General features: G+C 38.8%; 15 protein-coding genes and 1 other RNA gene. 2 read left to right on the plus strand and 14 right to left on the minus strand.

The window, feature by feature from the left end; all coding sequences use genetic code 11:
* Positions 1 to 32: 32 nt before the first annotated feature.
* Entirely contained in the window at positions 33 to 971 is a 939-nt protein-coding gene (locus tag M0R79_RS05420; protein WP_092569576.1) for a DUF697 domain-containing protein, read from the minus strand.
* A 192-nt stretch (positions 972 to 1,163) separates the two neighbouring features.
* On the opposite strand from M0R79_RS05420, the gene M0R79_RS05425 reads away from it, so the two are divergent.
* Entirely contained in the window at positions 1,164 to 1,469 is a 306-nt protein-coding gene (locus tag M0R79_RS05425) for a hypothetical protein (protein ID WP_248416076.1), read from the plus strand.
* A gap of 323 nt (positions 1,470 to 1,792) precedes the next feature.
* On the opposite strand, the gene M0R79_RS05430 is transcribed toward M0R79_RS05425, so the two are convergent.
* Complete coding sequence (locus M0R79_RS05430) at positions 1,793 to 2,353, minus strand: helix-turn-helix domain-containing protein (protein WP_248416075.1); 561 nt, start codon at positions 2,351 to 2,353, stop codon at positions 1,793 to 1,795.
* A 228-nt stretch (positions 2,354 to 2,581) separates the two neighbouring features.
* Between M0R79_RS05430 and ssrA the strand changes: the two genes are divergently transcribed.
* Positions 2,582 to 2,943, plus strand: a transfer-messenger RNA (tmRNA) gene (gene ssrA / locus M0R79_RS05435).
* A 344-nt stretch (positions 2,944 to 3,287) separates the two neighbouring features.
* Here the strand turns inward: ssrA and M0R79_RS05440 are convergent.
* The 12 genes from M0R79_RS05440 to M0R79_RS05495 all read right to left on the minus strand — a co-directional run bounded on the left by M0R79_RS05440 (position 3,288) and on the right by M0R79_RS05495 (position 13,552).
* Positions 3,288 to 5,027: an ABC transporter ATP-binding protein gene (locus M0R79_RS05440; RefSeq protein WP_248416074.1), complete on the minus strand. Its 1,740-nt coding sequence runs from the start codon at positions 5,025 to 5,027 to the stop codon at positions 3,288 to 3,290.
* Positions 5,024 to 6,754 (minus strand): ABC transporter ATP-binding protein, encoded by a 1,731-nt coding sequence (locus M0R79_RS05445; RefSeq protein ID WP_248416073.1) that lies wholly within the window; start codon positions 6,752 to 6,754, stop codon positions 5,024 to 5,026. The genes M0R79_RS05440 and M0R79_RS05445 overlap by 4 nt, the downstream gene beginning before the upstream one ends.
* 295 nt (positions 6,755 to 7,049) lie before the next feature.
* Positions 7,050 to 7,361 carry a HesB/YadR/YfhF family protein gene (locus M0R79_RS05450; protein WP_248416072.1) on the minus strand — a complete coding sequence of 104 codons (312 nt, stop codon included), beginning with the start codon at positions 7,359 to 7,361 and terminating at the stop codon, positions 7,050 to 7,052.
* A 17-nt stretch (positions 7,362 to 7,378) separates the two neighbouring features.
* Positions 7,379 to 8,020 (minus strand): response regulator transcription factor, encoded by a 642-nt coding sequence (locus M0R79_RS05455; protein WP_248416071.1) that lies wholly within the window; start codon positions 8,018 to 8,020, stop codon positions 7,379 to 7,381.
* Complete coding sequence (locus tag M0R79_RS05460) at positions 8,017 to 9,099, minus strand: sensor histidine kinase (RefSeq protein ID WP_248416070.1); 1,083 nt, start codon at positions 9,097 to 9,099, stop codon at positions 8,017 to 8,019. The genes M0R79_RS05455 and M0R79_RS05460 overlap by 4 nt, the downstream gene beginning before the upstream one ends.
* Positions 9,096 to 9,842 carry a cell wall-active antibiotics response protein LiaF gene (gene liaF / locus M0R79_RS05465; RefSeq protein WP_248416069.1) on the minus strand — a complete coding sequence of 249 codons (747 nt, stop codon included), beginning with the start codon at positions 9,840 to 9,842 and terminating at the stop codon, positions 9,096 to 9,098. The genes M0R79_RS05460 and liaF overlap by 4 nt, the downstream gene beginning before the upstream one ends.
* Positions 9,843 to 9,941: 99 nt before the next feature.
* A complete protein-coding gene (greA, locus tag M0R79_RS05470; RefSeq protein WP_092569558.1) occupies positions 9,942 to 10,424 on the minus strand; it encodes a transcription elongation factor GreA in 483 nt (160 codons plus the stop codon).
* Positions 10,425 to 10,444: 20 nt separating this feature from the next.
* The gene (gene udk, locus M0R79_RS05475; protein WP_092569557.1) at positions 10,445 to 11,065 is read right to left on the minus strand and encodes a uridine kinase; all 621 of its coding nucleotides are present in this window, start codon (positions 11,063 to 11,065) and stop codon (positions 10,445 to 10,447) included.
* Between the two features lie 127 nt (positions 11,066 to 11,192).
* Positions 11,193 to 12,380 carry an endolytic transglycosylase MltG gene (gene mltG, locus M0R79_RS05480; protein WP_248416068.1) on the minus strand — a complete coding sequence of 396 codons (1,188 nt, stop codon included), beginning with the start codon at positions 12,378 to 12,380 and terminating at the stop codon, positions 11,193 to 11,195.
* Positions 12,381 to 12,541: 161 nt separating this feature from the next.
* Positions 12,542 to 12,844 (minus strand): DUF1292 domain-containing protein, encoded by a 303-nt coding sequence (locus tag M0R79_RS05485; RefSeq protein WP_248416067.1) that lies wholly within the window; start codon positions 12,842 to 12,844, stop codon positions 12,542 to 12,544.
* 13 nt (positions 12,845 to 12,857) lie between these two features.
* Positions 12,858 to 13,292 (minus strand): Holliday junction resolvase RuvX, encoded by a 435-nt coding sequence (ruvX, locus tag M0R79_RS05490; RefSeq protein ID WP_248416066.1) that lies wholly within the window; start codon positions 13,290 to 13,292, stop codon positions 12,858 to 12,860.
* Positions 13,292 to 13,552: an IreB family regulatory phosphoprotein gene (locus M0R79_RS05495; RefSeq protein WP_092569548.1), complete on the minus strand. Its 261-nt coding sequence runs from the start codon at positions 13,550 to 13,552 to the stop codon at positions 13,292 to 13,294. The genes ruvX and M0R79_RS05495 overlap by 1 nt, the downstream gene beginning before the upstream one ends.
* Between the last annotated feature and the right edge of the window lie 34 nt (positions 13,553 to 13,586).

Genomic DNA, 13,586 nt, shown 5'->3' on the forward strand with positions numbered 1-13,586 from the left:
ACTTAATGGTTGCTCGTTGAGGTCCCACTGCCTCATTTAAACCATTTTTTTGTACTATCTACACCTGCTCTTTTAATCGTCCGACCTATACTTTCTATCACGATTTTACTATTTGTTTTTAGGATACTGCCCATATATTTAACAGCCTGCATCGAAGCTGAGCGGCGGATTCCTTGTCGACTGCTACTATGGGCTCCTTTAAGATAATCTTGGCTAATAATACCGACCCTCAACGTTAGGAAAGCGTTGACCGCTCCCTCCATTAAGGAGCTGACAATTAAATTAGAAATAGGCACCATACCTGGAATCGCCGAAGCAATTGATTCCCCAATAATCGAAGTCATCAGTGGCTCAATTTGATACTCAATTAAATCAGCATCTTCGATCGTCCGCGCCATCAATACCACTGAAGCGACTTCGACATAAAGCTTCAATAAGCTAATGAGTGAAGGACGAGTATGATAGACATTGGCTAACTGCCAAACCATACGAATCATGGAGAAAAGGACCACGAAACTATCCAATACCCCATTTTGAGAAATAGCAGTTGAAAGGAAAATGGCATTGGCATTCTCTAAGATCATCGGGGTAGTTAACTGGTCTAATTCTTGCAGATAGATAGCCACTGCCTCTTCATCACTTAAAGATTCAGTTTCCGCATCTGTTTGGATATATTTCTCCAGGTGTAAGCGCATTTGACGATAATACTCTTCAACTTCTTCAGCCGTAGAATCTTGGTCGATATCGATAATAGCTTGATTATTGGCCAGCTGCTGATACAACCTGACACCATAATAAATCAAGATTCCCAATCCGATGATTGTGACGATTACAGCGAGAAGCGGATGCAAGTAGCGTAAGAAATTATACAAAGTAATAAATTGATTGATGATAAATATAGTGAAAACACTCGCTAAAAAGTAAAGCAAAAACTTTCCGAGTTTTTTAAAATCATTGATCCATTCGCTCATCAAATCCCTCCTGGTTCATTTTACGATAAAATCATACTAGATCACAACGATTCTGCCGTCCGTCTAAAGGCCCATTCCACAACTTACAAAACATTTAAAAATAAATAATGCAACATAATTACGAAAAGTCTTTATTTTTTATAAAATAATGTTACAATAATTATCAATAAGACCGACTGAAAGGAAGATACAATGATTAAATGGGTAGGTAAAGACGCTACAAAACGGATGTGCTGGACAGCTTCTGCCGACAATTACAAAGAACTATATCACATCCTAATTGATAAAGGGGTTATCAACTATGATGATCTAAGTCCTTATCAAGCTAAACAATTAGCAAAAGCAGGCTTAAAAGTAGAAGACTTTGCTGATGATCATGCTTTAAATGATGCCTTAGCAGAATTACCAGCGCTTTCTGAAGAAGAGATTCGCTTAGTCATCTATCATACGGATGATGTTGCTCAACACCAAGAATTTATTGAAGCCGAATCATTTTAAATAAACTATATTCAAAAAGGAAGCCCTACTGAGGCTTCCTATTTTGGATTCTTCATGATTTGTCACTATCGACTAAATATTTTATGCTTTCTTTGTTTCCTTGGCGCAAGATTCAAGATTTGATTGAACCATCAGCATTTCTTTGAAAATAACGAATTGCCTCCTTCAAAGGCTATAAAAGCCGATCAAAAAAGTGAAAATATTAGCGAATAAATATTATTTGACCTAGCATCCGCCCAATAAAACTAAATTTATAATAAGATGCAATAATTCTGATTTTCTGCTCAGTCGGTTATCAAGAACCCATACTGATTAATCAGCTCTCAAGGTAAGAATAAACGCTGCCACCAAGATCGATCATCCTTACTTTGAATTTCTTCTTCTAGGGCTAATTGGGACTGGCGGCTTCGATCTAACTCTGACTTAGTATGTAGATGCAATTGCTGTTCTTGATCGAGCAATTGCAACTGACTCGTCAATTGTTCTTGCAGAAATTGCTGTTGTTGCTTATACTGAGCCAATTGTTGATCTTTTTCTTCCAGGATACTAGTCAATCGATCTAATTCTTGAGTCTTCTGTTGAGTCGAGATTTTTTCTGCTTCTAATAATTGTTTTAAATAATGAACGGCTTCATTTAATTTCTTGATACGCTCATTTTTTGTGTCCATTTTCCGACTAATATCTTCTTTAATTTCTTCTCCCTTAATCCTTAGGAGGAGGGCTTGCCTTTCATCTGCCGAAATAATAATCATTCCTGAGGCATTCTTTTCTTGCCCTCCACCAATTTGTTGCAGATGGTAGCGGATCGTTCGACGAGTTACCTCAAATTCATCAGCAAGTTCTGAAATCGTCCAATGATCTTTAATAATGGGCCCCCCTTTCATTTGGTGAATATGTCTATTGCTATATTATCGCAAAAATTGAAAATTAAGCAAGACAGAAAATCAGAGTCAGGTTAAATCATCTCTAATATAACTAAGTGAATAATGACTTAACATTCGCTCACGATTAAATAACGATGAAAATGGGTCCGCTATTTTAAAAGTACCGGTCAGCAGTGCTAGAATTTTGACAAATATTGAATTCTACCATATAATGGAGAATATAATCTCGGGGATGTCATGGTTTCGACAGGTATTTTCGAGCTTATGATGCGTCAGGAAGGTTACGTCTTCCTAAAAACGTTACAGTTAAATATAACTGCAAAAACAACAAACAACAATTTTGCTTTAGCAGCCTAAAAACTGCGGGCAAAGATCGGCCTAGCATCGCCCATGTGTTAGTTCCCGGTCTCAAATTCAGTGGGATACGTTCTATGAATCCGTCTGCTTCATAGAAAAGAGACGACCAGACTCGCTACAAGTGATGCGTGTTTATCAGCTAGCTTGATGCTAAAGTAAAGAATAAACTATTGGCGTAGAGTTGTAAGTGGCGGAATATTTGGACAGGAGTTCGACTCTCCTCATCTCCATTTTTTGAATTTGTTAAGTTTGAAAACATCTCATAAAGCTTGATATAATCATATTTATAGGAAATATGATCCCTAATCAAAGCTAAAAGTGTCATGGAAACCATGAATTTTTCATGTTACCATAAGATACTTTTGATAATAATCGTACACAGATTAATTAACAAAAGGACTAGCAATGTGACTAGTCCTTTTTTGCTTGCTAATTTCCAATACTCATACCCTGTGATTCTATTGGCGGATTTTACGAACAACTTTAATGATTAATTATCAATACTCTCACCCTAAATCATCCAAAATTTATTGCTTAGGGTTAAATTTAATCCAGTAAATTATTAGCGCTGAGAGACTTATACCTGAGCCTGCATGTGATACATCTCAGCATATTGGCCACCTTGTGCCAATAATTCTTGATGGTTGCCCCGCTCAATAATTCGACCTTGGTCTAAGACCAGGATTAAATCTGCTTGTTGAATCGTTGATAAGCGGTGAGCCACAATCAAGGTCGTCCGGCCCGCCTTCACTACTTCCATCGCGTGTTGAATCACATCTTCCGTTTCCGAATCAATATGAGAAGTCGCTTCATCCAAGATTAGAATCTTAGGATCACAGGCTAGCGCTCGCGCAAATGAAATCAATTGACGTTCTCCTGAGGATAGGCTTTGGCCCTTTTCAACGACTGGCTCTTCAATCCCCTTCTCCAATTTATCAATTAAAGGAATCGCCCCCACCTGTTGGAGGGCTTCTACAACTTTCTCAGGACCAATTTCTGGATCGTTCATTGAGACATTAGAAGCAATCGTTCCTGAGAATAAATAAGGCTCTTGCAAGACAATCCCCATCGATTGACGTAAACTCTCACGACGATATTGATCAATCGCTTGTCCATCAATTAGAATCTGACCCTTTTGCGGATCATAAAAGCGAAAGAGTAAGTTAATAATTGAAGACTTGCCTGAACCGGTATGGCCCACTAAACCCACGGTTTGCCCGGGCTGAACCTCAAAGTTTAAATCTTGTAAGACCCAATCGTCGTTATAGGCGAATGAAACTGAATCGAATCGGATATGACCGTCATCTACCCTAATTTCTTGGTCAGCATCTTCCTCTAATGGCGTATCTAATAATTCAAAGATTCGAGTCCCAGCGGCTAAAGCCAGTTGGACAAAGGAACTTAAACGGACAATCATGGTAATCGGATCGAATAATCTCGTAGTATATTCAATGAGTAAGTAGAGTGTCCCAACACTATAGCCAAAGATCCCTTCAGTAAATTGCCGACCTAGATAGAACATTATGGCAAAAATCACTAGATTCCTTAATAACTCAGAAAAATTCCAGGAAAGTAAGGTTTCAATATTAATCTGGTCATAGCGTGTCTTTAACCAAGCTTGATTTGTTTGCGCGAATTCTTCGCGAACCGTTGCTTGTCTTTGAAAGAGTTGGACAATTGAAATTCCATGAATCATCTCGGCTATCTGACTATTTTGTTGACTAATAATCTCCCGCCATTTTAAATTAATTGGCTGAACCCACTTAATATATAACCATTGCCAAATGACAATGATCGGCAAGAGTACCAATAGGGTCAGACCAATTTGTGGACTCACTGAATATAGGGCAATATAAGTTCCCACCACCATGACTAAATTTAGAAGAATTTGATTCATAAAATTCATATAGAAATTTTGTAACAGAGTTTCGGTATCATTAACAATTCGGGCCGAAATTTTACCTGCGGGCTTATCGTCAAAGAAAGAAATCGGTAATCGCTGCATATGTTGATGGGCTTGATCGCGAATCATCTTGGAAATAGCATTAGAAGATCTCGCCAGAATCAGGAAAGAAGCATAGGCCAACAGAATACCTACACTCATAATCATGAAATAAAAGAATAAATCTGGCCAGAGGGCTTTCAAGGATAGCATCTGGCCACTTTTGGCTCCATCAGCTACGCGGTCAATTAAGCGACTGGCAATCATCGGTCCATAAATAGCTAAGCCTGCTGAGGCAACTGACAAGATTGTCCCAATCAAGAACTGCCCCCAACGATAACGGATATATTTAATTAATCTTATAAAAATTTTCATGATTTGCCCTCCATTTGTTGGCGGTCAAACTGTTCTTTAAACCAACCATGATGCTTTAACAGCTCTTGTGCACTGCCCTGTTCAATAATTCTTCCATCGTCCAAGACAATGATACTATCGGCTTCCATCACCGCAGAAAGTCGGTGGGTGACGATGATATTGGTCTTACCCCGGCGAATATTCTGAATTTGGTGAATAATGGCCTGTTCTGTCTTCGCATCGACAGCCGATAATGAATCATCGAGGATTAGTAATTCAGGTTGACGAATCAAAGCGCGAGCAATCGAAACCCGTTGCTTTTGTCCTCCCGAGATGGCAACCCCCTTTTCTCCAATTAAGGTGTCAAACCCTTGGGACAAGTGGGATATATCTTTCTGGAAGTCAGCCCCGGCGACCGCTTGATTAAATTCTTCTTCTCCAGCCTGGTCATTACCAAATAAGATATTTTCGCGAACCGTCTTTGAGAAGAGCACGTGATCTTGAGGAACATAACCAATTAAGCCTTCAATCTCTTGGATACGATAAGACTGAATCGCCTGGTCATTAATCATAATTCGTCCTTCTTGATCGACCGGATACTGGCGTAAGAACTGAGCGATTAAGGTTGTTTTCCCGGACCCCGTTTTACCCACAATACCTAGGGTTTGGCCTTTCTTCAAGGCTAGACTGATTCCTTTTAAAGTGGGTTCCGCTTCGCTCGGATAAGTAAAGTAATAATCATCGAAGGTGATTTTGTCGAAAGTTTCTAGCGCTTGCTGACCTGAAGCCTCAACTGGATTATCATGCTCAATAATTTCTTGAATCTTCCTAAAAGATACCTTGCCCGTTTGATACAAGGCAAAAATATCGGAAATCCCCCAGATTGTATATAAAAACATGCCTAAATAAATTTGAAATGCTACCAGTTGGCCTACGCTCAAATCCGCTTGGCTGACTAATTGACTACCATAGCCAATACTTACTAGCACACTCAATCCCGAGAAGAAACGTATCAATGGTGTATATAGGGCATTGGCCAAATAGAGATGATTAAATCTATCGGTCACTGCCTGGGTTTTCTCTTGAAATTTGGCTTGCTCCAAGTCTCGCCGTCCGTATGCCCGCATTACCCGGACCCCTTCAACCACTTCTAAAACTTGATTTGATAACTCGGCGACAGCATCCCGACTTTCAGTGTATCGCTGGTCGACGACTTTCCCCAAAAAGAAAACACCTAAACCAAAAAACACTAATGGAAACACACTAATCAGGGTCAATCGCCAAGAGACCATAACAATTAAATAAGTTAATAACATAAGCATCCAAAGCCCGTCAACAATAATTAATAATACACCATAAGTCATCGTATTACCTAGCTGATCGACATCTGACGTTAATCGGGTCATCAAATCCCCGGAACGAAAACTTTGAAAAAAAGGCTTCCTAAAAGTTAATAAGCGTTCAAAGGTTTTCATGCGCAAGGCATTCTGAAATAAATACGATTGTTTGAATAGTATTCGAACCAGTACCAAATCATTCACATAATTCGCTAAAGCAACCAAGGCAAAGATACTGACATAAAGTTTTAATTGAGGCCAGGTTAAACTGGCAGCAACAATCCCATCCACAAACAACTGAATCATATAATTATTTGTCACATAAAATCCTGCACCAATAACGGCAAAAAAGACCCCTAATAAATAGACCTTAGGATTTTCTTTGATAAATTTCCACAAACTGTTTATCATTTGGTTTTCCTTTCCTTCTCAATCTATTTCTTCAACCTAAGCAAAATTTCCATAGAAAAAAGACCTAGTTAAATACTCCTTCAAAAAGCATTCACTAGGTCTCCTTTATTCAACTTATTTGAACAAAGAGAAAGTCTGAAAGGCTGAAAGAAGAAATATTACTATATTATTTTGGCTAAAAACAAAGGTGCTCATGATTATTTCTCCTTTCTTTTTTATTACTTTTTCAATATATTATAAAATAATTAGAATGTCAATGGAAAATGAGAATTTTGTGGATTTATCGGAAAGAATATTATTGCTGATCTGTTGGAAGTTGGTAAATATACTTAGGTTCTTTCAAATCCTCATCGAAATCAATCAACAAATCGTGGCCATCAAAAAACCATAAATCATCATCTTCAATGAATAATAGCAAGCCCTGGTCCGTTCGCAAGACGGTCTGGGTATCTGGACTCGGTTGATTCGGTTCGAAACCTAAGGCATAACCCTTCATAATCTGTGAGGTCCCATAGAGCCGAGCTTTAAAGCGAATCCCACATCCTTCAGGTAAGCCAACTTCCTCTTCAAACCATTGAGCAGCACGGGGTACAATCGAAATCTTCATGGAAATTCCTCCTCATATTATTTAACTTCTTCAACTAAATGATGGTGAAAGGCATAAATGGTGGCTTGAGTCCGATCGCTCACTTCCAACTTAGCTAGAATATTGGATACGTGTGTCTTTACAGTCTTAAGGGTGATAAACAATTCATCGGCGATTTCCTGATTGCTCTTGCCTTGGGCAATTAACCGCAGGACTTCGATTTCTCGCTGGGTTAAATCATCATGCAGATGATGCTGATTCTCCGCATCTTGTTTGGCAATCATCTTCTGACTTACTTCAGGGCCGATAACCTGTTCACCCTGGAATGTCGAACGAATCGCTTGTGCGATTTCTTGTGCTGAAGAAGTCTTCAATAAATAGGACTTGGCACCTGCTTCCATGGCCGGATAAACTTTCTCATCATCAATAAATGAAGTGACAATAATAATCTTTGCTTCAGGCCATTCGGCAAGAATCTTTTGTGTGGCTTCGACGCCATCCATCACATCCATGACTAAATCCATTAGAATGATATCCGGTCTTAATTCCAGCGCTTTATGATAGCCCATCAGTCCATTCTCTGCCTCAGCAACGACTTCAATATCCGCTTGAGCCGCTAAATAGGCAGAGACTCCTAAACGAACCATTTCATGATCATCTACTAATAATACACTAATCATCTGCTACCTCCTGATTGAGATTCTTTACTTGAGTTTGGCACACTAATATCTATGACAGTTCCTTGTTGCTTACGACTGATAATCTTTAAGGTCCCACCCATATTGGTTACCCGTTCTTTAATATTCATTAAGCCGTAACGCCCATGTTGATGACTGGCCTCTGGATCAAAGCCCTGACCATCATCACGAATTTTCAAATGGACTGCATCTAAATTTTGTGAGAGATATACTTCCATCGACTGTGCTTTAGCATGTCTTAAGGTATTTGAAATAGCCTCTTGGCAAATCCGAAAGAGGTGGTCTTCAATTCCAGTCTCTAGACGAACATTGTCTAATTCCCAATGAATTTCCAAGGGAACCTTCGTTTGTAATTCAACCAGTAACTGTTCGATCCCTTCTTTAAGGGATTTATTGGAAAGCTCGACAGGTCGAAGATGGAGGAGTAAGGCACGCATTTCAGTTTGAGCATTGCCAATCACTTCTTCAATCAAGGAAATTTGTGAAAGCATAGTATTCGAGTCATCCTGACCTAATTGTTCATGGACCGCCGAAATCATCATCGTGGCCGCAAATAGTTGCTGGCTGACCGAATCATGAAGCTCTCGAGCAATCCGGTGTCGCTCATGCTCCACAATTTCTTCTCGCGTCTCTTCGCCAACAAAGATAGGGGCTGCTGATAACTCTTGTAAGTCTTTTGAATACTGGAGCATCTTATCTCTTAATTCGAGAATTTCTTCTTGTAAAGAATCATAAGGTTCGTACCAAGAATGACGATCGGTCGGCCGATTGAAAATAGCATGATGATACTTTCCTAAAGCTAACCAGTTAATCTTGGCCCGAAGTTCTTCATAGGGTGTCATCAGTTGAATGCTTAAGAGAAATGAATAAATCGCTGAAATAGCAATCAACGCAGCTAACATTAATCCAAAAACATTGAGATCAAATACTTTAAAAGCTAAGAATTCTGTGAGTGTAAAGCAATCAAAAGCATAGATGGCTAAACCGATACAGACACATAAAATACTTACCATGAAAACAAGCTGAGTTAGAAAAATGTGGAACCATAAACGCAGATTCATAAGATAATCACCTCGATATCGCCAAAAACAAGAGAAGCAATCAGATTAATCCGCCGGCTCGCAGTCGAATATTGCGGACTTAACCATTGAAAATTCTCAGCTTGTAATTGATAGCTCTGTTGTTCAAAGACTACCCGGCCTGATACCAGACTGACATTAATTTTTAAAGCGACATCTTTAGGTAGTATTATCCTAGTTCGCCCATAAATTCGACGAATCACCACGGTGTGCTCTCCATCCGCCATAAAACTATTGGCGAAATCTAGAATGGTATTTCCACCCAGAAAGACCAGGTTGATGTCCTGATCATAATAGCTGTCACCCTGTTGTTCTTTCAACCACATATTTAGAGGCTTGCGAGTCATCAAGGTTCTTTGTTGACTTTGGCGGCGTATAACAACATCGTGATAGGTCATCTCCCCTTGAAAGGGATGAATCCAGCGATCACCAGAGTAAACAAATTCATGGCCATCCTCTGTTTGAAACAAAATCCAAATTAGGACAATTGCTAATATTAAAAGCCAGATCGAATGCGTAATGAAGATAGCCAAAAGAGAGAGAAAGGCGCCAAACAGTAATAAAGTCCGCTGAATGATTTTACTTTTTATAAATAAAGAAATAATGATGGTTAAAAATCCGGTCGCAAAGAGGGCTAAATATGAATACTGGGTGAATATTTCAAACAATATTAAAATCAGGCAAAAAGCGACCACCATAAAAATATTCTTTTTTAAATAGTGCATATTTTCACCCCTTATTGTCCTCATTATACCATGCTTTTAAACCATGATTAATAAAAAAAGATGTTAATGAACGAATCATCAACATCTTTATCAGTTCAATTATAAGGCTTGTTCGACTTTAGTAATTTCTACATCAAAGCTTCCACCTGGCGTTTCAATAGTAACTTTATCACCAATTTTTTTACCGAGTAGGGCTTGAGCAATCGGTGAATCATTTGAGATTTTAAATTCCATCGGATCGGCTTCGGCACTCCCAACAATGGTGTATGATTCTTCATCACCATCTGGTAATTCCATAAAAGTAATTTTCCGTCCGAGGGTCACTTCATCGGAAGCGACGTGGCGGTCATCAATAATTTCAGCGAAACGAATCATATTTTCAAGATTAGAAATTCGACCTTCAACAAAAGCTTGTTCATCTTTAGCTGATTCATATTCTGAATTTTCTGATAAATCGCCAAATGAGCGAGCAATCTTAATGCGCTCAATAATTTCTTTACGTTTATTTACTTTTAAATCTTCTAACTCAGCTTCGAGTTTTTCTTTGCCTTCAAGTGTCATTGGGTAAACTTTTTGATCCATCTTACATTATCTCCTTTAAATTAACTTAAAATTGTTGCTATTTTTGTAGTGAGTAAATCAATGGCTACTTGATTGTAACCACCTTCAGGGACAATAATATCCGCATAACGTTTGGTTGGTTCGATAAACTGATGGTGCATCGGTTTAACGACTTCTAAATATTGATTGACTACCGAATCAACGGTCCGCCCTCTTTCTTTAATATCACGAACGATCCGGCGGGCTAAGCGGACATCATCATCCGTATCAACGTATACTTTAATGTCCATCAGATCTCGGAGACGTTCATCTTCCAACACTAGGATGCCTTCAACGATAATCACATCCCGAGGTTCTTCATGAATCACTTGATCACTGCGCGTATGGAGGGCATAATCATAAACTGGTTTCTCAATCGATTGCCCTGAAATCAAATGAACTAAGTGATTATAGAACAAATCACGATCAAAAGCTAGTGGATGGTCATAATTTGTCCGAAGTCGTTCTTCAAAGGGAATCTGACTTTGGTCTTTATAATAATAATCTTGTTGAAGGAGCATGACTGAAACATCAGAAAATTGTGCTAAAATTTGTTGACTGACCGAAGATTTTCCACTTCCTGATCCTCCGGTGACTCCAATTACAATAGGTTTTTTCGGCATCGTTCTCCTCCAAACATACATTATTCCTAGTTATCATAAGGAATTCACTCACCATAATCTGTGAGTAGATTATAGCGAGTGAATTCGAGTTTAGACCTATTCAAACTCAAGCCGAAAATTAGCTCGGCTATTCTTGACTTTGTTCTTCCGACTCAGAAGCAGTTGACTCCGTCGTCTGTCTGCTGTTCACATATTCTTCCACCAAAGCTTGATGTTCTTCTAGGGTCACTGAATAATAAATATCGCCAGTATCTAGGTCAGCGACAAAATAATAATAGTCATTCCAAGTTGGATAGATAGCTGCTTCTATGGAAGTTCTACTTGGTGTATTAAAAGGCCCCGGACCTAAGCCAGTATGCTGATAAAGATTATAAGGCGAATCCACTTCAATATCTTTTAAGCTAACGAATTCTTTATGTTCACCTAAAGCATAAAGTACAGTAATATCACTTTCCAAAGGCATTTCAGCAGCTAAACGATTATAAAAAACGCCTGAAACCAGACCCCGGTCTTCAACAGTATTGGCCTCTTTTTCAATAATCGAAGCCAAGGTCAATACTTCATGGTAAGTCAAATTAGTATTCACTAAATCTTCTACATAAGATTGATAGACAAGATTAGCTGAACCCACCATGTCCGTAATTAAATCATCAACTGACATCCCAGCAAAATAATCATAGGTCGCTGGAAAGATATAGCCTTCTAAAGGATATTTAAGATCTTCATAATCCAGTAATCCCTCGAGGAAGGATGGATATTTTTCTTGTAATTGCTTAATAAAAGCCGGATCATTAGCTTTCTTTAGAAATTCTTCTTGACTAATGGCTGTTTGTTCTCCAACCATTTTGGCAATTTCTTCTAATTGCATCCCTTCGATTACGGTCAGTTTGGTATCCGCATCGACAAAGATTGGCTCGCCGCCTGCTTGTAAAGTAGCAATAACTTGGTCAGCATCCATGGCTTGTGTAAATTTATAATGACCTGCTTGTAATTCCTGATCATTATTAAACTTCAAATAATAAGTAAAGATATCAGCATTTTTAATAATTTTGTTGTCCGCCAAAATCTTTGCGACATCGGCTGAACCAGATCCCATTGGAATAGTAACTTCTATCGGGTTGTCTTGCTTCTTATTCACTGCTTGCAAACTATTATGAATATAAAAATAGCCAAACAAGATCAGGCTTAAAGTAATCACTAAGAGTGAGACAATGACCCAACGTACAATTCGGTCGGTCCATAGACGTTCTTTGACCAAGTTGTTCTCGTTTTCCTTGGCCTGCTGACGAATGATCTTTAGATTCTTTCTCGTCATAGTGCCTCCTTTATCGTACATTAATTTATTTGAAGATTATATCAAACTTTGAGGAAACTGGCTAGTTGCTTTGTTTTTATTTCTCCAAGGCTTCCTTTTAGAATATCAAGAATCCGACCTAGGCACAGCTAGATCGGATTCTATCAGGATAGATTTGACAATTATGCCTCTTCGTCTTCTGCTAGGAAAGTATTAAGGACTTCTTCCACCATATCCCATTCAGCATCGCTTTCAATCGGGATGAGATTACCAGAGAGTCCTTCTTCATCCTCTTCATAAGCGAAGGCTTGCAATTCAACATCTTCTTCATCCATCGTACCTGCTGGATAAAGCAAGACATATTGTTTATTGAATTCATCTGATTCAAAAGTAAAGAGAATTTCATAAAGGGTTTCATTACCTTCTTCGTCAACCAGGGTAATGTATTCTGCTTCTTCGTGATCATGGTGATTATGTTCTGTCATCTTCGCTACTCCTTTATTTTGTTTGTCGGTCTAGATAATTTTGTAGAATCATTACTGCCGCCATTTTATCGATTACTTGCTTTCGTTTACGCCGACGAACATTTCCTTCTTGAATCAGAAAGCGCTCGGCTTGTACAGTGGTCAATCGCTCATCTTGATACTCAATCGTTAACTGAGGGAAACGTTGCTTCAGTCTTTGGCCAAAAGCCAGCGAGGCTTCAGCACGGGGACCAATCGTGTTATTCATATTTTTCGGCAGCCCAATGACTACCGTTTCAATATTTTCTGCTTGTATAATTTCTGCCAACCGGTCAAAGCCAAAATCATTTTGGCTTTCATTAATACGGATGGTCTCTAATCCTTGGGCCGTCCAGCCCATTAAATCAGACAAAGCGACACCAATCGTCACCGATCCCACATCTAGGCCCATAATTCGACGATAGGCCATTATTTCTCCTCTTTATTTATGTAGAATTCAATTAATTTTTCCATAATTTCATCGCGTTCATGACGACGAATCAAATTACGCGCATCATTATGACGCGGAATATAAGCTGGATCACCAGACATTAGGTAACCCACAATTTGATTCACTGGATCGTAACCTTTTTCTTCCAAGGCTTGATATACAATTTCGAGAGTTTCTCGAACGGTGTGTTGATTTAAATCATCTAATTTAAATAATATTGTTTCGTCCAAAGACTTCATAAGCTCACCGAACCTTTCTCTAGACTATATCATA

This window comes from Ignavigranum ruoffiae, from assembly GCF_023195815.2.
GTDB classification, from domain to species: domain Bacteria; phylum Bacillota; class Bacilli; order Lactobacillales; family Aerococcaceae; genus Ignavigranum; species Ignavigranum ruoffiae.

Coding starts and splice junctions, on each gene's coding strand:
- M0R79_RS05420 (WP_092569576.1), bottom strand. CDS start 971: ATGAGCGAATGGATCAATGATTTTAAAAAACTCGGAAAGTTTTTGCTT.
- M0R79_RS05425 (WP_248416076.1), top strand. CDS start 1,164: ATGATTAAATGGGTAGGTAAAGACGCTACAAAACGGATGTGCTGGACA.
- M0R79_RS05430 (WP_248416075.1), bottom strand. CDS start 2,353: ATGAAAGGGGGGCCCATTATTAAAGATCATTGGACGATTTCAGAACTT.
- M0R79_RS05440 (WP_248416074.1), bottom strand. CDS start 5,027: ATGAAAATTTTTATAAGATTAATTAAATATATCCGTTATCGTTGGGGG.
- M0R79_RS05445 (WP_248416073.1), bottom strand. CDS start 6,754: ATGATAAACAGTTTGTGGAAATTTATCAAAGAAAATCCTAAGGTCTAT.
- M0R79_RS05450 (WP_248416072.1), bottom strand. CDS start 7,361: ATGAAGATTTCGATTGTACCCCGTGCTGCTCAATGGTTTGAAGAGGAA.
- M0R79_RS05455 (WP_248416071.1), bottom strand. CDS start 8,020: ATGATTAGTGTATTATTAGTAGATGATCATGAAATGGTTCGTTTAGGA.
- M0R79_RS05460 (WP_248416070.1), bottom strand. CDS start 9,099: ATGAATCTGCGTTTATGGTTCCACATTTTTCTAACTCAGCTTGTTTTC.
- liaF (WP_248416069.1), bottom strand. CDS start 9,842: ATGCACTATTTAAAAAAGAATATTTTTATGGTGGTCGCTTTTTGCCTG.
- greA (WP_092569558.1), bottom strand. CDS start 10,424: ATGGATCAAAAAGTTTACCCAATGACACTTGAAGGCAAAGAAAAACTC.
- udk (WP_092569557.1), bottom strand. CDS start 11,065: ATGCCGAAAAAACCTATTGTAATTGGAGTCACCGGAGGATCAGGAAGT.
- mltG (WP_248416068.1), bottom strand. CDS start 12,380: ATGACGAGAAAGAATCTAAAGATCATTCGTCAGCAGGCCAAGGAAAAC.
- M0R79_RS05485 (WP_248416067.1), bottom strand. CDS start 12,844: ATGACAGAACATAATCACCATGATCACGAAGAAGCAGAATACATTACC.
- ruvX (WP_248416066.1), bottom strand. CDS start 13,292: ATGGCCTATCGTCGAATTATGGGCCTAGATGTGGGATCGGTGACGATT.
- M0R79_RS05495 (WP_092569548.1), bottom strand. CDS start 13,552: ATGAAGTCTTTGGACGAAACAATATTATTTAAATTAGATGATTTAAAT.